Genomic DNA, 16911 nt, shown 5'->3' on the forward strand with positions numbered 1-16911 from the left:
CTGATTTGTGATCGGCCAAGCGTAAAATGTGACCATGTCGCGTGGATGGGAGAGCAAATCCGTGGAAGAACAGCAGGCACAGGCACAGGCAGCCGCATCGAAGACCGAAGCCGAAAAAAACTCCGCCGAAGCTGCCGAACGCAAGCGCAGGCTGCAATCGCTTGAGCTACAGCGCGAACGCATTCTGTCAGAGCGAACGGCAAATCCGCATCGCCGTTCGGCATTGACCTATGCACTGGCCGATATCGAAGAAAAGCTCGCCGAGTTAGGCTGGAGCGTCCACATATAACAATCACCCCACCGCATATCTTCATGCCAGCAGGGTGACTGCCTCTGCGCGATTACAGTGGCTGTTGCGGGTTGGAGACTCCGGTCGCAGGCGGAGCGGCTGGGGCAGGTGGAGCAGCCTCCGCATCCGGCCCTTTCTGCTGCACCCCGATCGCATCGCCTGAAACCACAAGCTGCACGCGTCGGTTCAGCGCACGGCCCTTCGCCGTATTGTTATCGGCCACGGGCTTGGCCATGCCATACCCCGTCGCAACGATGTTGTCCGCATTGACTCCCTGACCCACGAGGAAATCCCTGACCGCACCAGCCCGGTTTTCTGACAGCTTTTGGTTGAACTCCGCGCTGCCCGTGCTGTCGGTATACCCCTCGACCTGCAGCTTTAGCCCCGGATACGACTGCAGAATGCCGGAAACACGAGCCAGGCTGACCTGTGTTGAGGGCTTAAGCGTGTACTTGCCCGTATCGAAGAGCACGTCCGACATATTGACGATCAGCCCGCGCGCAGTCTCGCTGGTAGCCAGCACACTATTCAGCTGGGCGAGAAGACGCTCACGCGCCTCGCGAGCACTGTCGGCCACCTTGCTTGCGGCTGCGGCCTGAGCCTGAGCCTGGGCAGCTTGTGCCTGAGCCTGCGCAGCAGCGGCCTCGGCACGCGCACGCTCTGCATCGGCCTGGGCCTGGGCAGCCTTCGCCCGTTCAGCCTCCACCGCAGACTGTTGCGCATCCGCCTGGGCCTTTTGTTTAGCCATCTCGGCATCGCGCTCCCGTTCGGCAGCCTGCTTTCGCAGCGTCACCAGACGGGCATCCTCGGAACGCTGCACGGCCTGCCGCGCATACGTGATGCCCATCTTCTTGTCGGGCTTCTTCCCCGAGAGGATATCCGTGGCATTCTTCAGGTCGAGCATCGCCTCTTTATAGATGTCGCCCGCATACTTCTCTGCCCCACTCTGCTGCGCGATGCGGAGAGCGTTATTCGCCTCATACAGCTCCAGCGGCATCTTCTCGTCACGCGTAATCGGGTCCGCGACAGACCTTGCGCCCGCCGTCTCCGCATAGGTCCCACGCGGCAGCAGCATATAGTGCGCATTGACCTTCTCCAGCACCCCGGTCGTCTTGTCCTGAATAATCTGGTTCTCCAGCACGACAACATCGCTCGGCTGCGTTACGGAGAAATATGGCTCGGCCGTCACCACCAACCCAAAGGACTGCAGCGCAGTCGTTACCGTAATGTTGTTCTTCGTCCCGGCAGGAAGCACTTCGCCAAGATTGTTCGGCCGTCCATCCGGCGTAATCGCCCACAACACATAGGTCAGATACTCACGCCCAAAACCATTGGCTGGAGTCAGCCCTTCAAACCTCGCCTCGATGACGATGCCACCGCGCTCGCTGGTTACCTTGGCTTCTCCCTTGGCCAACGGCAGCAGAGGCGTCCCTTTAAACGCGATCCTGGTCGAGCCGCTGCGATGGAGATAATTCACGGCGTCCAGATCACGCTGAACGACCTTGACCTTGTAGAGATAGACGCCTTCAGATTCCTTCGTAATCTTGTTATCGTCCGCAGGCGCCTGTTGCGCCATCGGATTCGGCTCCTGCGCTCGAAGATGGAGGAAAGCTCCTGTAGCAGTTACAGAGAAAACCAGGGCAGCATAGATCGTCCGTCGTGCAACGTTCGGCATTCAACGTTCTCCTTTTCTTCGAGACATCACCTGTACTCTACCCTGTGCGATGCGCATGTTCCGGCAAAAGGTAGTCTGGCGGGCTTGCATTTGATCCTGCCTGCTAACTGAAAAAGCGAGGCTTCATTTCGAAGCCTCGCTCCATCTTCAACCGAACCGTTATGCCTCAGGCGTGCTGGTGGCCCGCAGTAGGACGATGCACGAAATGATACGGCGGCCAGGGACCGGACAGCTGCATCTGGCACTCCTTCATCTGCTGCATCGCTGACGAGTACTTGTTCTGGTAGCGCTCAACCGTCTTGTTGTCGATCAGGTGTGCGATATCGAGCAGCATCTTGCCCGACTCCATCCGGCGGCAGGTGATCTCCTCAGCCAGCGGAAGGAACATGCGATGCATCTGGACGGAGAGAGCACGAGCCTTGGATTGGCGCTCACGCTGGCGACTGGCGCTCTCGCGCAGGCTGGTCAGATACTGCTGGCCCACGGTCATATCGCGCAGAGTCGTTCCGGGGCAGGTGTCATCGACCAACACCTTGAGGTGCATCTCGGCCTTGCCGCGGAGACGCTCCACATTGGCCAGAAAGTGACGCTGATTCGACCGAACAGAGCGCCGCAGCGCATCGTCGTCTTGAAAAGAGGTCCCAAAGCGGAAAGGAAGAACGGTGGAGTGCTTGAAACAGTCGGCGATAACGCGGGCATGATCTTTCTGTGCCTGTTGGTCCATCCGGGCGCTGTCTTCAGCATTGAATTCAGAAACGATTACGGCGAGATCGCTGGCGGGGAAGAGAAACGTCTGATTACCGAAAATACCAGTAACCCCTGTGAGAGGCATCGGGCGGCGGTGCCGACAAAGTTCCGGAAAGGCCTGTCTCTCTGCAATGCAATAGGCGTACCATGCCATGTTTTACCTTCCTATAGACGCTGCAGGGCGTTACCACCCGTGCAGGCAGCTTGTTTGTGTAACTCACACTGATACGAAAGGTGTCAGCAAGCGATTCATCTGCAACAAATTGCATTCGACACGTGCGCGATAAGCGAACTGTATCGAAGCCGAAACGGATAGTAAGCCCATGGAAATACGGTTGGCAAGAGTTGATGTGAAAAAAGTGCACCGAATGGGCAGCAACCGCATCTCGCTAAGGCCCGGCCGACTGGCTTTTACTGGCAGAAGAACCTCAGGAAGCGTACCCCCGGACACAACCCCGCTGCCGGAATAGCGATCTAAAATCTACTAGTTACACCCAACTGAATCGAAACGGGATTGTGAATCGCTATGAATCTGTTTGAAAACATGCTGTCTTTTGGGCCCAAAAAATCGACGCTCCTTCTTCTGGGCCTGTTTGCAGGTCTTGTCGCCTCCCCTTCCAACGCACAGAACAAGCCCGCTGCCCCAACGCCGGACGTCATCATCCTCACAAACGGCGATCAGCTGACCGGCAAGCTCGAGCGCAGCGTCGGCGGCAACATCGTCTTCAAGAGTGATGTCATCGGCGAGGTCACCATCCCCATGGCGAAAGTCCAGGAGCTCCGCTCTGCAGCCACCTTCGTCGTGCTGAAGAAGGATGAGAAGATCACGCGTCAGGCAAAGCCTGCCACCACGATCGCCATCGCCGACGATACCGTCAAGGAAACCAGCGGTGCTGGCCAGTCTGTGCCCGAAAAGAACCTCGCCTATGTCGTCGACGACGCAACCTATAACAAAGAGCTGACCGGCAACCCCGGACCGTTCCAGGGCTGGAACGGCTCCATCACAGGTGGAGCGACCATCCTGCAATCGACCTCCTACGGCCAGACCTACACCGTGGGAACCTCGTTGATCCGTACCATTCCGTCCGTCGCGTACCTCCCGCTGCGCACACGAACCACCTTCAACCTGCTCGAGACGTACGGCAAACTGACGCAGCCGGTGCGGCCGCTTCCGCCCTCCTGCAACGGCAGCACGGCTCCTGTAGGCTGCGAGGACTCCGTCGCGAAGACCAACATCTTCCATACCGATTTCGAGCACGACAAGTACTTCACCTCGCGCTTCTACATGCTCGGCGGCGTGGCCTACGACCATAACTATGCCCAGGGCCTGAGCCTCCAGCAGATCTATGGGGTGGGCGCCGGTTACACCATCCTGCTCGATGCCGTGCAGCAGCTCGATGCCAAGACCGACATCCACTATGAGCGCCAGCACTTCACGCAGTATGCGCCACCGCTCGTCTCCAGCCCCGACCAGAACCTGATCGGCTCTACCTTTGGCGAAGCGTACAAGCGCACCTTGCCCGGCAAGATTCTGTTCACGCAGAGCGGCACGTACATCCAGTCGTGGAACAACACCAATGCCTGGTCGGCAGTCGGTGCCTTCGGACTGGCCCTCCCCGTCTACCACCGCTTCAGCCTGAGCGTGAACTTCCTCGACAACTACCTGAACAATCCAGCCATCGGATTCAATAAGAACAGCATGCAGTTTGTCACCGGCGTCACCTACACGCTGCACTAGAAACCAGCCAGATCAACTAAAAGGGAAAGCCCGCCTCCATCCGAAGCGGGCTTTCTCTTTGCGTATCTTTACCTTTACTGCCCCTGCAGAATCTTCATTACCGGATCAGGCAGCTCCTTGTCGGCGTTCTTCAGCAGCAGACTCACCTGCCACATCTCCGTGTCTGAAAGCACATGCCGGAATGCAGGCATTCCTGTCAGGCGAATCCCGTTAGCCACACGCCAATACGTCTCGCCAGGCTCATCGTCGCTTACGCCGACGACATTGCCATGCGCATGCTTCTTCCACAGCTGCGGTGCCTGCGGATACATCTGCTTCGCAAACGCCACATCGTGACCAGGAGTCCCGTGGCAGCTCGCGCACTGCGCCCGGTAGACCTTCGCGCCGCCTTCAAAAACATCCTCACTCGTGCCAAAAGGAGCATCTTTCTTCTCGGCATCGATGCGGGCATGCAGCGGAAGCCGCACCAGCTCCTTTTCAAAAGGAAACGGCTTATCCACGACCGCCACGGGCAGTGGCCCGAAGCGAAGATAGAGAAATCCACCGGCAACAACCGCCACGATTCCCAGCAGGAACCCCAAAATCAGCTTCCCGCCCCCTCCACCGCCACTTTTCTTCGCCATTTATCCCGTCCTCCATACCGATTCATGCCGCTCAGCCGTCCTATGGATGGCGGCGGATGTTCTAATAAGAAATGGCCCGCGGTTCGAGTCGTCTCCAGCGGCGCGCCTTCGAGTTCCACCATAGCAAGAGCATGAGCATGTGCAGGAGTATTCGTTGATGTTCGGTTTCAGGTTTAGTGTGAGGTCTGCAGTCACTCTCTCCATCGCGGCCGCAGTCTTAAGCGCCGCCCCTTCCGTTAAAGCGCAGTCGGCACACCGCACGCGCCGCGAGTCCAACGCCAATCGCAAGGCACGCATCGATCGCACCATCCAGGACACCTACAGCCATCAGTGGGAAGTCGGCGGCGGCGGCGGCTATCTCCGCTTCCAGTCCGGCGAGTTCCTGCAAAGGAACAATGAGGTGAACTTCTGGGTCTCCGGCACGCGCTACTTCAATCCGAAGCTCGGCATCCTGGCCGATGTGCGCGGCAACTATGGCAACGCCAAGGTCGGCAACACGATCTACAACATCTCTAACCCGCAGATCTCCGAGTACACCTTCATGGCCGGCCCCAACTATCGCGTCTACTCGAAGATGAAGTACGCGGCCAGCGTATTCGGAACCGTCGGTGCAGGTATCGGCAAGTTCGACTCCGGGTCGAAGGGCATTCCCGCAGCGAATCTCGGCATCTGGCCCTCGGAGACACGCGCTGTCTTCTCTGTCGGCGCGAATCTTGATTACAACTTCTACCCCAACCTCGCAGCACGCGTTACGCCCAACTATCTCGGCTCGACCTGGGGAGGCAAGATCCAGAACAACGTCGGCGTCAACGTCGGCTTTATCTACCGTTTCGGACGCGTCAAGTAACAGAATCCCAAAAGATGACCGGACTTCCCGTCAGGACTTCCTGGCGTGGCGTCCGGTCATTTTTTTTTTGCGGCTGCGTCATGCTTTTCGGATCGAGTATCTCCGCGATCTGCTCCTCGCTCAGCAGCTTCTTCTCCCGCGCCAGCTCTACAATCGAGCGGCCACTGGCGACGGACTCCTTCACCAGTTCCGCTGCCTTGCGGTAGCCGATATAAGGATTCAGAGCCGTAGCCAGAGCAATCGTGCTCGATGCGTAAAACGCCGTGCGGTCTTTATTGGCCGTAATGCCGCGGACGCAATGCTCGTCCAGCTGATGCAGCGTATGCGTAAGAATCGTGATCGATTGCAGCGTGTTGTGCGCAATCGTCGGCATCATCACATTCAGCTCGAGCTGGCCCGCCTGCACCGCCATCGCCGTCGCCGTATCGTTGCCGACCACCTGAAACCCGACCATCGCCGTCAGCTCCGCAAGCACCGGATTCACCTTGCCCGGCATGATGCTCGACCCCGGCTGCAGGCTGGGCAGGTGAATCTCGTTGAAACCCGTATTCGGCCCCGACGACAGCAGCCTCAGGTCATTCGAGATGCGGATCATCTCCAGCGCCAGCCCGCGTAGCCCACCGGAGACATCAGCCATCGGCGCGCACGACTGCATCGCGTAGCGCAGATCGTACGCCGGATGCAGCTCAAGCTTTGCTAGCTTAGCGAGTTTGGCGATAGTCTTCTGGCTGTACTCCGGATGCGTATTCAACCCCGTGCCGACAGCCGACCCTCCAAGCCCAAGCGCGTGCAGCGTAACGGCATTGCGCCGTATCGCAGCAGCAGCCTCTTTCACCGCGACGCCATAAGCAGCAAACTCCTGCCCCAGCGTGATCGGCACCGCATCCTGCATGTGCGTGCGGCCTGCCTTGAGAACGTCTTTGAACTCCCGCGCCTTGACTGCAAAACTCGCAGCCAGCCGGTCGAGCACGGGGTACAGCTCCTCAAGTGCAAGCAGCGCAGAGAGCCGCATTGCCGTCGGAAAAACATCGTTCGTCGACTGCCCATAATTAACGTGGTCGTTAGGATGAACCTTCTTATACGTGCCAGGCGACTCACCAAGAATCTGCCCTGCACGATTCGCCAGGACCTCGTTCGTATTCATGTGCAGGCTCACACCGGCTCCGGCCTGAAAGACATCGACGACAAACTCGCCGTCGTGCCTTCCGTCGAGCACCTCCTGCGCTGCCTCCGCAATAGCTCTTCCCTGCTCCGGCGTAATCAAACCCAGTTCCGCATTGGCCTCCGCCGCAGCCAGCTTGATCATCGCCAGCGCCCGAATGAGGAACGGACTCGCCTTCTGCCCGCTGATGGGAAAGTTCGCAACCGCCCGGGTCGTCTGCGCTCCATACAGTGCATCGGCCGGAACCTCCACCTCGCCAAGCGAATCCGTCTCTCGCCTCGTCTTCTTTGCAGCAGCCATCGCGCGTGTCCTCTCTAGGTCAGATGCCCGTTCCACCGGAAAGAGACAGTATTTGCCTTTTCCGCGGATTCTGCACAATCGCGCTTCCTCCCGCATATCACGCAGAACTTCTGGGACAGAAGTGAGCAGATGAAGTTTTCGATAACCGCGCAGTGCCCGTGAACGCACGACAAGCATCCTTCAGAACCCCTAGAATGATCGTGCTATGGCCACCATCAAGCAAGCCGACTTTATCCAATCTGTCGCCGACGCGCTGCAGTACATCAGCTACTATCACCCTGAAGACTTCATCACCAACCTCACCCGCGCCTATGAGCTCGAGCAGTCGCCCGCGGCCAAGGACGCCATGGCGCAGATCCTCATCAACTCGCGCATGTGCGCCGAAGGCCACCGCCCCGTCTGTCAGGACACCGGCATCGTCACCGCCTTCGTAAAGGTCGGCATGGAAGCGCGCTGGGAGAACGACGGCAAACCGCTCATGACCGTGCAGCAGATGGTCGATGAAGGCGTGCGGCAAGCCTACAACTATCCCGACAACAAGCTGCGCGCCAGTATTCTGGCCGACCCCGCATTCTCGCGCAAGAACACCGGCGATAACACGCCCGCAGTCGTCTCGGTGGAGCTGGTAACCGGCGGCGACGTCGACGTCACAGTCGCCGCCAAAGGCGGCGGCTCCGAGGCGAAGTCGAAGTTCGCCATGCTGAATCCTTCCGACTCCATCGTCGACTGGGTCATCAAGACCGTGCCCACCATGGGTGCAGGCTGGTGCCCTCCCGGGATGCTCGGTATCGGCATCGGCGGCACGGCAGAGAAGGCAATGGTGATGGCGAAAGAATCCTTGATGGACCCCATCGACATGCAGGAGCTGATCGCCCGCGGCCCGCAAAGCAAGCTCGAAGAGCTTCGCATCGAGCTTTACAACAAGATCAACCAGCTCGGCATCGGCGCGCAGGGCCTCGGCGGACTGACGACCGTACTCGATATCAAGATCAAGGACTACCCGACGCATGCGGCCAACCTGCCCATTGCGATGATTCCCAACTGCGCGGCAACCCGGCACGCGCACTTCCATCTCAACGGCTCGGGGCCTGTCGCATTGGAGCCTCCGTCACTCGAAAGCTGGCCCAAGCTGACCTACGACACGTCGAAGGCCCGTCGCGTGAATCTCGACACCGTCACTCACGACGAGGTAAAGACGTGGAAGCCGGGCGAGGTGCTGCTCCTCAATGGAAAACTTCTGACCGGCCGCGATGCCGCGCACAAGCGCATGACCGACATGCTCTCGCGCGGAGAAAAACTTCCCGTGGACTTCAAGAACCGCTTCATCTACTACGTCGGTCCGGTAGACGCCGTGCGCGATGAGGCCGTAGGACCGGCAGGACCCACCACCGCAACCCGCATGGATAAATTCACCCGCCAGATGCTGGAGCAGACCGGACTGCTGGGCATGGTCGGCAAAGCCGAGCGCGGACGTGCCGCCATCGACGCCATCGAGGAATTCGAAGCCGTGTATCTGATGGCCGTAGGCGGCGCAGCCTATCTGGTTTCGAAGGCGATTCGCAGCTCGAAGCTCCTGGCCTTCGGCGATCTGGGCATGGAGGCCATCTACGAGTTCGAGGTCGTGGACATGCCCGTGACCGTGGCCGTCGACTCAAAGGGCACAAGCGTCCACCAAACCGGACCAGCAGAGTGGCAGGCCCGTATCGCCGGAGCCTTGGCGGGCGTACCAATTCTGCAATAGCTCTCCTGGCTGCCATCCCTTTGAAGCTTCGTGGCTTCCGAGGGATGGACGTCCGGAAAGCTGTCAAGCCCCGGCTTTTGCAGCAATCTCCGTAACCTGCTGACAACAATGCAGTTACGCAGAAAAATAAATGACCGAAAACTGCCGATTAGTTTCTATCCATTGGCTAAACTTAAAACACGATCAGAAAAAACCGGATCGAAGCTTCGAAAAAGTCCACAACTCATTTATTTTCAATATTTTTAGGGTTAACTCCTTTCGATGGAATATTTTGCATCGAAGCCACCGCACTAAACCATGCAAAATCAATATTTTGCATAAAACATAGGGGAGGGGGAGGACCCCATCCTCCGCTGCGCTAAAATTCAACCATGTACGAAGATTTCAAAGTGACCGACCGCTGGACTGGCGAGCAGCTTCACTGCACCTGGCAGGGAACCATCGTCGCCATCGCCACCCGCCATGCCGACGCCACCGACATCCGCTTCTCGGTCAATGGACGCTCCGTCTGGATTGCCCTGCCGAACCTCGCTTGGATCGAGCAGAAGCGCCGCAACGGCAAGGTCATCACCGACTACCTCGCCGCGCAGATCGCGGGACGCTACCTCAAGCAGGCCATCGAGTCCGGCTACGACAACGGTCGCGACATGTACACCATGACCGTCGACGAGGTCCTGACGCACGCTGATGCCATCGTCCACGAAGCCGGAAGCACCATCAACCTCCCCAGTCTTCCTGTGATTAACGAAAACATCCGCCCCGAAGACGAAATGGGAATCCATCTGCCGGGTGAAGCGGTCTAATTACCAATGACCACGCGCCGCCGCTTTCTTCTTCTGCTGCCGGCTTATGCAGCTTCGGCCCAGACCTTTGTCTCGCCCTTCCATCGCCAGAAGCCCGCTCCGGCGATGTCGATGCATGTCTTCATCGGTACCGACACCACCAAGGGAGTCGCGAAGGGCATCTACCGCTGCAGCTTCGAAAACGGACATCTCGGCGAACCGGTCCTCGCCGCTGAAACGCAGCGGCCCAGCTTCATGGCCATCTCGCCCCAGCGCGATGCAATGCATCGTTCCCTCTTCGCCGTCAATGCCATCAACGATCCTGCGGCCACAATCACCAGCTTCAGCCTCGACATGCGCTCCGGCGCGCTGACGCAGAAAAATAAAGTCTCCTCCGCAGGCGCAGGTCCCTGTTACATCTCGGTCGACTCCACCGGAAAATCCGCCTTCGTCGCCAACTACTTCGGCGGAACCATCGCTTCTTATCGCATCCAGTCCGACGGAACGCTCTCCAGTCCCGTCGAAACCTTCGACTATCACGATGCGAAATACGGTGCGCGAGGCCCCAACCCGACGCGTCAGGACAAGCCGCATCCACACTCGGTCCACATTTCGCCCGACGATCGCTTCCTCATCGTCAACGATCTCGGCAGCGACTCGTTGACCGTCTACAGCATCGACCCATCAACGGCAAAGCTGACTCCCTCCGAACCGCTCGTTACAAACACGCGAGCAGGCTCCGGCCCGCGTCACATTGCCTTCCATCCCAACGGACGCTGGATCTACCTCATCAATGAGCTCGACTCCACCATCGACCGCTTCCTCTGGTCGACGACTCGTTCAGCCACGAACCCAAAAGGCCTGCTCATCAACGCCGGAGCAACGGTCAGTACACTCGCTTCTGGATTCCCCGCAGCAAAGAACACAGCCTCCGAGATCATGGTCTCGCCCGACGGCAACTTCCTCTACGCCTCAAACCGCGGCGAAGACACGCTCGTTGTCTTCGCCATCAACGATGACGGCTCGCTCAAGGAAGTCCAGCGCATCTCCAGCGGAGGCAAAACACCACGCCACTTCACCTTCGATCCCACCTTCCAGTGGATTCTCTGCGGCAACCAGGATTCGGCTTCGATCACCGTCTTCCGCCGCGATCAGGGAACCGGAAAACTGACCGGACCGACGCAGACCGTCGCGCTCGACTCACCGTTCTATATCCTTTTCGCCTGAGCATGTTCGCCCGTCGCCTGCGCATTGAACACATCGACAAAGAAGGCACCGCGCATCCGTGTCCGATCCACTGGATAGACAACTTCAGCATGCGTAACTTCACCAACGACGCCATCTTCGACGACACGCTACCTATTGCCGACGGCCTTCTCGAAGTCGGCTACCGCGTCCCGCTCAATCGCCTCGAAGCCAGCATGACCGACTGGTTCCGTCGCAAAAACTACATCGGGCTCGAAGAACGACTACGCGTCTCCGAGCCCGCATAAGTTGGATTAAGAATCTACTCGTCGTAGTGCAACAGGCTGAAGACGTCGTAACCAGGAAACTTGGCTCGGCCCTTCAGGAAGTCCAGCTCGATGGCAAAGCCAAGGCCTGCGATCTCGCCACCCATTTGGCGCACCAGCTGCACGGTTGCTTCCATCGTGCCACCCGTGGCCAGCAGGTCGTCGACAATGATGACGCGTTGACCGGGCTTGATCGCATCCAGATGAATCTCCAGCGAATCCGTGCCGTATTCCAGGTCGTAGCTGACCTTGGCGGTCTTCGCAGGCAGCTTGTTCGGCTTGCGCACGGGAACAAATCCCGCGTTCAGGCGATACGCCAGCGCCGGGCCGAAGATGAAGCCGCGCGCCTCAATGCCCAGCACCAGGTCGATCTCCTTGCCGATATAATACGCGGCGAAGGCGTCGATCAGCTGCGCGAAGCCCGTCTTATCCTTCAGCAGCGTCGTAATGTCGTAAAAAAGAATCCCCGGCTTGGGAAAATCCGGCACAGTGCGGATCAGCGGCTTCAACGGCTCACAGTTGATCAGGCTTGCATCTTGCATTCTTTACCACGCTCCTTCAATCACAAACGGTCCCAGCTTCGCGTCTTCGCTTGCATCCAGCTCTTCTTCGATGACGGCATCGACGCGGCTTCCGCGCGAGCCCTTATGCAGTGCCTTCTTCAGTTCGTCCAGCACTTCAGGTGAGCCTGAAGCGATGACCTCGACGTGACCTGAGTCCGTATTACGAACCCAGCCTCGCAGACCAAGCTCCGCGGCTTCGCGATGTACAAACCAGCGAAATCCAACGCCCTGCACACGGCCTTTGACGAGATAGTAGCGAACCATGAGGATTCAGTTTCGCAGAGCGATGCGCCACGCGCAACAATGCACCGCAGACAAAAGAGGCAGAGCACCGCGCTCTGCCTCCCAGTTGTCTCATTGAGACTAAGCGCGGCTCATATAGGCGCCTTCGGCCGTATCCACGCGGATCTTCTCACCTTCGTTGATGAACGGAGGCACCTGGACCACTAGGCCCGTCTCGAGTTTCGCAGGCTTGGTCACTGAGGAAGCGGTGGCTGACTTGATGCCTGGCTCCGTCTCGACGACAGTCATCTCGACCACATTAGGCAACTCGATACCTACGGCCTTGCCGTCGTGAAAGCTGACGGCGATGGTGAGATTGGGTAACAGGTAGTCCACGGCATCGCCCAGCGTCTCGCGCTTCAGATGCGTCTGCTCGAAGGTCTCCATGTCCATGAAGTAGTAGTCGTCACCGTCGTTGTACAGGTACTCCATCTTCACTTCGTCAACGACGACGCGGTCGATCGGGTCGGGCGAGCGAAAGCGCTCGACGAACATCGCGCCGGTGCGGATGTTACGCAGCTTCGCCTGGATAAAGGCGCGGAGATTGCCCGGCGTCCGGTGCTCCACCGAAAAGACGAGGTGGAGATCGTCCTTGAACTTGATAACCATGCCCGGGCGCATCTGCGTTGCGGGAATCGACATAAAAAACCCCTGATCTCTGCTGAAGTTCAGCTTGTTTTTAAGAGTTTGTCCGGCGGCGCACCAGCAGGCAGCCGATCATCCAGACCTCTCTTTATTGTACCGCAGCAGGGCCCGCAAAGCCGCGTCAGTGGCCACCGAATAGCCTCTTGAAGAAGTGTCCTATCGAGCGGAAAACATTGCCACTTGAAGGCGCAGGAGGAGGAGGCGGAGCCTCTGCACGCACCGTTGTACTGGTAGTCGTGCTGTTTTGCTGCGTCTCTGCAGCTGGTACGGCGCTTGTATTTGCCGCAGTATTTTTTGCCGTTCCCGTGACCCCAGGATCGCCACCGATGGCGGGATTGCCATTGTTGCCTTCGCCATAACTCAACGATGTTGATACCTGCGCATGCACCTGGCCCTGCGGAGCAGCAGGAGGCAAGGAGCTCGTGGGAGAAAGTCCGGCGCTGACTGCAGCAGGAAATGGATGCTGTTCCGCCGCCGCTTTAGACGTGTTGCCGGCAACCTGCGTTCCAGGAGTCGCTGGCGTTCCTCCATGCGCACCGGCATCGGCAACCGAGATCACAGGCTCAGACGGACATCCACACGGCTCGCTCTCGTGATCGACGACCTCTTTCAGACTCCCACGTTCGAAAAGCACATGCTGATCCGCATGAAGCTGATAGTTCGATTCGCCAAACTGATCGGCTACTTTCAGAACTGGAGCAGCGCTGCCCCGGTTCTCCACACAGGTATCACCGTTACGAGCAACACGCAGTCGCAGGTCCAGCTCTCCCGCAGAATCCATGGTGAAGCGCAGATCCGGCGTCATCACGACATCGTTCGACGTAACTCGTGTCGCAATCTCAACCGCACCGCGATCGAGAGCCAACATCAATGGAACATCCTTTGTGCCCTTGCCAGCGGTAATGTGCAGGCCGCTTGTCGCACATACCTTCACGGTACCGCCGCGCTTCAGGGCAATCTCTGCCGTGCGGTCGCGAGCTGTTACCGTCGATGCCCCCTGCAGGATCGCCCGTCCGTTCGAGACTTCCAGCGCTCCGGCAACCGTCGCGTCTGCGATTCCGACTGAGCCGATCGACTGCTGCGCTTGCGCGTGGATACCAACCAGCGTGCACAGCGCACCCATCGTCATTAGTCGTCGACGCATGTCAGCTTCGCTCCACCTACATCTTGAGAAAGTTCGCAATAATCTCTTTACCGTGCGAGGTCAGCACGCTTTCGGGATGAAACTGTACGCCTTCAATCGGCAGCTCACGATGCCTGAGGCCCATAATTGTCTCTTCGCCTGTTAGTGCATCGGTCGTACGTGCTGAGATCTCAAGCTCAGCAGGCAGTCCTTTTGGGCTCACAATCAGCGAGTGATACCGTGTGCAGGTCATCGTCCTCGGGATGCCTGCGAAGATCGTGCGGCCATCGTGTTCCACCTCGCTCGTTTTGCCATGCATCAGCTTTGGCGCGCGGATCACTTCGCCGCCAAAGGCCGCTCCAATTGCCTGATGTCCCAGGCAGACGCCGAGTATCGGCACACGCTTGTCGGACCTCGCAAAGTGTTGGATCAGGTCCATGCTGATACCCGCATCCTGTGGCGTGCATGGGCCGGGCGAGATCAGGATGCGCTCTGGATTCATTGCCTCAACTTGTTCGGGCGTCAACTCGTCGTTGCGCTTCACCACCATCTCGGCGCCCAGCTCGCCCATATACTGCACCAGGTTGTAGGTAAACGAGTCGTAGTTGTCCAGAACGAAGACCATGATGAGTTAATTCTAGCCCCTGCGCGCCACACCCTGTACCATGTTGCCGTTATGGCGAATCGACGCACCTTTCTCAAATCCGGGCTGGCGGCGGCTGTTCTGACTGGAACACCGTCCTTTGCCGAGCAGACAAACACCATTCAGCAGCCTGTACAGCGCAAAGGACGCATTCGGCAATCCGTCTCCCGCTGGTGCTACAAGCAGTTCACCCTCGACCAACTCTGCGAGTATTCGGCACAGATGGGGTTGAAGGCCATCGACCTGCTCGATATCAAGGACTGGGATGTGCCGCGCCGCTACGGTCTGATATGCGCCATGGGCTATGCCGGTGGAGGCACAATTCCCGACGCGCTCAACCGCACTGAAAATCACGCAGCCATCGAAGAAGCCTTCCGCAAAAATATCCCGCTCGCGGCCAAGGCTGGTGTGCCGAACGTGATTACCTTCTCCGGAAACCGGCGCGGTATGTCGGATGAAGAGGGCGCACGCAATACCATCGCCGGGTTGAATCGCCTGAAGAAGATCGCCGAAGACAATGGCGTCAACATTTGCCTAGAGCTGCTGAACAGCAAGCGCAATCACAAGGATTACATGGCCGACCATACGGCCTGGGGGGCGCGCGTGATGCGCGAAGTGAATTCGCCGCGTTGCAAGTTGCTCTACGACATCTACCATATGCAGATCATGGAAGGTGACCTGATCGCCACCATCCGTGAAAACATCGACGTTCTCGGCCACTTCCACACGGGTGGTGTTCCGGGCCGCAACGAGATCGACAATACACAGGAGATCTACTACCCAGCGCTGATGAAGGCCCTCGCCGATCTAAAATTTCAAGGCTACGTTGCCCATGAGTTCGTGCCGAAGGGTGATCCGCTGACCTCACTGCGGCAGGCCGTTGATCTTTGCGATGTGTGAGGTCGCGCAGGAGCTTCCAGCGGATTTCGATGGGCAAACGCAGAGGGCTCTCCATGCGTCTTATAAAACGACTGGAGAAATCTTCGATGCAATTCGACCTCAACCGCTGGAAGAACTTCACCGCTATGGCCATCATTGGCGATGGCATTATGGGAATCATCAATCCACGTCGTGATGCCAGGGCCTGGCACTTCGGCCCGCAGCCGCTCCAGAACCTCATGCAGTCGCTTGAAGATAAACCCAACGTAACGCGTATCCTCTCCGCTGCACAGGTTGTCGGGGGCATCCTGTGGGTGCTGCATTCCAGCAAAGATGACCACACCGCAAAAACACCTGTAAAGATTGAAGGCTCTTCGCGTCGCCTGGCTTAAACAACTCGGCTTCATGACGGGTGTCATGAAGCCGAGTTGCTTGCGAATGATGAAGGCGGTGTGCGCTTGTTATTGCACATCGCTGACTTTGCCGTCCGTGAAGACGACCTTCATGTCGGGATACTTGTAAATCTTCTTGGACCCCAGGTCGACGATTTGCTTTGGTGTTCCCAGAATCGAAGTCACCTGATCCGGAGTCTGCCCCAATGCAATAGTGGGTGCGCTGGCTGGTGGAGGTGGGGCGAATGCACTGCTCGGTGTTCCGACCGGAGCTCCTGTGGTCGCGGAAATAGCGCAATGCGGTTCGCAGGAGCGCGTAACCACACCAGCATCATGCGTCCTCACCTGATCGGCAGGGTTGAACGACAGAACGGCTTCAATCATCTTGGATGCACTGTCCACCGACATTCCCGACAGTGAGCCCTTGGGCAACTTGAATGCCAGGGTCGTCGAATATCTCTTCGCGGTTTGATACGAGCTGTAGGCTCCGCTCGAGAATCGAGCCAGAATAGCGTCGCTCGTCAGAATGGTGATCTTGAGCGAATCTTCCTGTCCCGACGTGCTTTCGTTAATCTTGGTGATATAGACCTTCTGGCCGGGCTGCAGAATCTGCAGGTTGTTGCTTTTGAGAAAGCCAAGGCCCTTGGAGCGCTGTTTCACCTGCCCATCCACGACTGGGTTCTCAAAGGTGATCATCGTGGGATAGGGCTCGGCGTTGATTCCGTCCGCCTCGATCGTCAGGACAGTTCCAGGGTTAGCGACGACGCCCTGAGCATTGATCTCTGAAATGCGGTACTTCTGCTTCAGGCCCTCGATAAGCGCGTCCTGCCCAAAGGCAGCAGGCGTAAGGGTAAGAACAACCGCCAAAGCAGAAAGAGCTCCAAGCGTAACTTTACGTGCATACAGCCGGTGTAGCAGCATTCATGCCTCCTCATAGTGATGGAAATCTGGTTCCATGCCAGGTCAGAG

The 16911-nt window shown here is 58.2% G+C and carries 19 protein-coding genes; 9 read left to right on the forward strand and 10 right to left on the reverse strand.

Features of this window, described 5'->3' with window-relative positions; genetic code table 11:
* Positions 1–34 precede the first annotated feature (34 nt).
* The gene (locus tag KFE13_RS06970) at positions 35–289 is read left to right on the forward strand and encodes a hypothetical protein (protein ID WP_260706442.1); all 255 of its coding nucleotides are present in this window, start codon (positions 35–37) and stop codon (positions 287–289) included.
* 52 nt (positions 290–341) lie between these two features.
* Here the strand turns inward: KFE13_RS06970 and KFE13_RS06975 are convergent, their stop codons facing one another.
* Together KFE13_RS06975 and KFE13_RS06980 are read right to left on the reverse strand one after the other, a co-directional pair.
* Entirely contained in the window at positions 342–1964 is a 1623-nt protein-coding gene (locus KFE13_RS06975) for an OmpA family protein (protein WP_260706443.1), read from the reverse strand.
* 166 nt (positions 1965–2130) lie between these two features.
* On the reverse strand, positions 2131–2865 hold the full coding sequence (locus tag KFE13_RS06980) for a GvpL/GvpF family gas vesicle protein (protein ID WP_260706444.1): 735 nt from the start codon (positions 2863–2865) through the stop codon (positions 2131–2133).
* 372 nt (positions 2866–3237) lie between these two features.
* On the opposite strand from KFE13_RS06980, the gene KFE13_RS06985 reads away from it, so the two are divergent.
* On the forward strand, positions 3238–4449 hold the full coding sequence (locus KFE13_RS06985; protein ID WP_260706445.1) for a DUF481 domain-containing protein: 1212 nt from the start codon (positions 3238–3240) through the stop codon (positions 4447–4449).
* 74 nt (positions 4450–4523) lie between these two features.
* On the opposite strand, the gene KFE13_RS06990 is transcribed toward KFE13_RS06985, so the two are convergent.
* Complete coding sequence (locus tag KFE13_RS06990) at positions 4524–5072, reverse strand: c-type cytochrome (RefSeq protein WP_260706446.1); 549 nt, start codon at positions 5070–5072, stop codon at positions 4524–4526.
* A 157-nt stretch (positions 5073–5229) separates the two neighbouring features.
* Between KFE13_RS06990 and KFE13_RS06995 the strand changes: the two genes are divergently transcribed.
* Positions 5230–5919 carry an outer membrane protein gene (locus KFE13_RS06995; protein ID WP_260706447.1) on the forward strand — a complete coding sequence of 230 codons (690 nt, stop codon included), beginning with the start codon at positions 5230–5232 and terminating at the stop codon, positions 5917–5919.
* Here KFE13_RS06995 and KFE13_RS07000 read toward each other — a convergent pair.
* Positions 5912–7381: an aspartate ammonia-lyase gene (locus KFE13_RS07000; protein WP_260706448.1), complete on the reverse strand. Its 1470-nt coding sequence runs from the start codon at positions 7379–7381 to the stop codon at positions 5912–5914. The two genes, KFE13_RS06995 and KFE13_RS07000, sit on opposite strands and share 8 nt — an antisense overlap.
* Before the next feature lie 205 nt (positions 7382–7586).
* On the opposite strand from KFE13_RS07000, the gene KFE13_RS07005 reads away from it, so the two are divergent.
* From KFE13_RS07005 to KFE13_RS07020, 4 genes are all read left to right on the forward strand, one after another.
* Complete coding sequence (locus tag KFE13_RS07005; RefSeq protein ID WP_260706449.1) at positions 7587–9122, forward strand: fumarate hydratase; 1536 nt, start codon at positions 7587–7589, stop codon at positions 9120–9122.
* Between the two features lie 371 nt (positions 9123–9493).
* Complete coding sequence (locus KFE13_RS07010) at positions 9494–9925, forward strand: hypothetical protein (protein WP_260706450.1); 432 nt, start codon at positions 9494–9496, stop codon at positions 9923–9925.
* Between the two features lie 6 nt (positions 9926–9931).
* The gene (locus KFE13_RS07015; RefSeq protein WP_260706451.1) at positions 9932–11131 is read left to right on the forward strand and encodes a lactonase family protein; all 1200 of its coding nucleotides are present in this window, start codon (positions 9932–9934) and stop codon (positions 11129–11131) included.
* Between the two features lie 2 nt (positions 11132–11133).
* On the forward strand, positions 11134–11397 hold the full coding sequence (locus tag KFE13_RS07020) for a hypothetical protein (RefSeq protein WP_260706452.1): 264 nt from the start codon (positions 11134–11136) through the stop codon (positions 11395–11397).
* A 14-nt stretch (positions 11398–11411) separates the two neighbouring features.
* Here the strand turns inward: KFE13_RS07020 and KFE13_RS07025 are convergent, their stop codons facing one another.
* The 5 genes from KFE13_RS07025 to KFE13_RS07045 form a co-directional block, all read right to left on the reverse strand.
* On the reverse strand, positions 11412–11957 hold the full coding sequence (locus tag KFE13_RS07025) for an adenine phosphoribosyltransferase (RefSeq protein WP_260706453.1): 546 nt from the start codon (positions 11955–11957) through the stop codon (positions 11412–11414).
* 3 nt (positions 11958–11960) lie between these two features.
* On the reverse strand, positions 11961–12242 hold the full coding sequence (locus tag KFE13_RS07030; RefSeq protein WP_260706454.1) for an acylphosphatase: 282 nt from the start codon (positions 12240–12242) through the stop codon (positions 11961–11963).
* A gap of 99 nt (positions 12243–12341) precedes the next feature.
* Positions 12342–12902, reverse strand: a complete 561-nt coding sequence (efp, locus tag KFE13_RS07035; protein ID WP_260706455.1) for an elongation factor P — start codon at positions 12900–12902, stop codon at positions 12342–12344.
* Between the two features lie 124 nt (positions 12903–13026).
* The gene (locus KFE13_RS07040; RefSeq protein WP_260706456.1) at positions 13027–14049 is read right to left on the reverse strand and encodes a nuclease; all 1023 of its coding nucleotides are present in this window, start codon (positions 14047–14049) and stop codon (positions 13027–13029) included.
* A gap of 16 nt (positions 14050–14065) precedes the next feature.
* Positions 14066–14653: an anthranilate synthase component II gene (locus KFE13_RS07045; protein WP_260706457.1), complete on the reverse strand. Its 588-nt coding sequence runs from the start codon at positions 14651–14653 to the stop codon at positions 14066–14068.
* A 51-nt stretch (positions 14654–14704) separates the two neighbouring features.
* On the opposite strand from KFE13_RS07045, the gene KFE13_RS07050 reads away from it, so the two are divergent.
* The gene (locus tag KFE13_RS07050) at positions 14705–15571 is read left to right on the forward strand and encodes a hydroxypyruvate isomerase family protein (RefSeq protein ID WP_260706458.1); all 867 of its coding nucleotides are present in this window, start codon (positions 14705–14707) and stop codon (positions 15569–15571) included.
* 86 nt (positions 15572–15657) lie between these two features.
* Entirely contained in the window at positions 15658–15942 is a 285-nt protein-coding gene (locus tag KFE13_RS07055) for a hypothetical protein (protein WP_260706459.1), read from the forward strand.
* A gap of 69 nt (positions 15943–16011) precedes the next feature.
* On the opposite strand, the gene KFE13_RS07060 is transcribed toward KFE13_RS07055, so the two are convergent.
* Positions 16012–16863, reverse strand: coding sequence for a hypothetical protein (locus tag KFE13_RS07060; RefSeq protein WP_260706460.1), 852 nt, complete (start codon positions 16861–16863; stop codon positions 16012–16014).
* Between the last annotated feature and the right edge of the window lie 48 nt (positions 16864–16911).

The sequence above is a fragment of the Edaphobacter flagellatus genome (assembly GCF_025264665.1).
GTDB lineage: Bacteria > Acidobacteriota > Terriglobia > Terriglobales > Acidobacteriaceae > Edaphobacter > Edaphobacter flagellatus.

Coding starts and splice junctions, on each gene's coding strand:
- KFE13_RS06970 (WP_260706442.1), top strand. CDS start 35: ATGTCGCGTGGATGGGAGAGCAAATCCGTGGAAGAACAGCAGGCACAG.
- KFE13_RS06975 (WP_260706443.1), bottom strand. CDS start 1,964: ATGCCGAACGTTGCACGACGGACGATCTATGCTGCCCTGGTTTTCTCT.
- KFE13_RS06980 (WP_260706444.1), bottom strand. CDS start 2,865: ATGGCATGGTACGCCTATTGCATTGCAGAGAGACAGGCCTTTCCGGAA.
- KFE13_RS06985 (WP_260706445.1), top strand. CDS start 3,238: ATGAATCTGTTTGAAAACATGCTGTCTTTTGGGCCCAAAAAATCGACG.
- KFE13_RS06990 (WP_260706446.1), bottom strand. CDS start 5,072: ATGGCGAAGAAAAGTGGCGGTGGAGGGGGCGGGAAGCTGATTTTGGGG.
- KFE13_RS06995 (WP_260706447.1), top strand. CDS start 5,230: ATGTTCGGTTTCAGGTTTAGTGTGAGGTCTGCAGTCACTCTCTCCATC.
- KFE13_RS07000 (WP_260706448.1), bottom strand. CDS start 7,381: ATGGCTGCTGCAAAGAAGACGAGGCGAGAGACGGATTCGCTTGGCGAG.
- KFE13_RS07005 (WP_260706449.1), top strand. CDS start 7,587: ATGGCCACCATCAAGCAAGCCGACTTTATCCAATCTGTCGCCGACGCG.
- KFE13_RS07010 (WP_260706450.1), top strand. CDS start 9,494: ATGTACGAAGATTTCAAAGTGACCGACCGCTGGACTGGCGAGCAGCTT.
- KFE13_RS07015 (WP_260706451.1), top strand. CDS start 9,932: ATGACCACGCGCCGCCGCTTTCTTCTTCTGCTGCCGGCTTATGCAGCT.
- KFE13_RS07020 (WP_260706452.1), top strand. CDS start 11,134: ATGTTCGCCCGTCGCCTGCGCATTGAACACATCGACAAAGAAGGCACC.
- KFE13_RS07025 (WP_260706453.1), bottom strand. CDS start 11,957: ATGCAAGATGCAAGCCTGATCAACTGTGAGCCGTTGAAGCCGCTGATC.
- KFE13_RS07030 (WP_260706454.1), bottom strand. CDS start 12,242: ATGGTTCGCTACTATCTCGTCAAAGGCCGTGTGCAGGGCGTTGGATTT.
- efp (WP_260706455.1), bottom strand. CDS start 12,902: ATGTCGATTCCCGCAACGCAGATGCGCCCGGGCATGGTTATCAAGTTC.
- KFE13_RS07040 (WP_260706456.1), bottom strand. CDS start 14,049: ATGCGTCGACGACTAATGACGATGGGTGCGCTGTGCACGCTGGTTGGT.
- KFE13_RS07045 (WP_260706457.1), bottom strand. CDS start 14,653: ATGGTCTTCGTTCTGGACAACTACGACTCGTTTACCTACAACCTGGTG.
- KFE13_RS07050 (WP_260706458.1), top strand. CDS start 14,705: ATGGCGAATCGACGCACCTTTCTCAAATCCGGGCTGGCGGCGGCTGTT.
- KFE13_RS07055 (WP_260706459.1), top strand. CDS start 15,658: ATGCAATTCGACCTCAACCGCTGGAAGAACTTCACCGCTATGGCCATC.
- KFE13_RS07060 (WP_260706460.1), bottom strand. CDS start 16,863: ATGCTGCTACACCGGCTGTATGCACGTAAAGTTACGCTTGGAGCTCTT.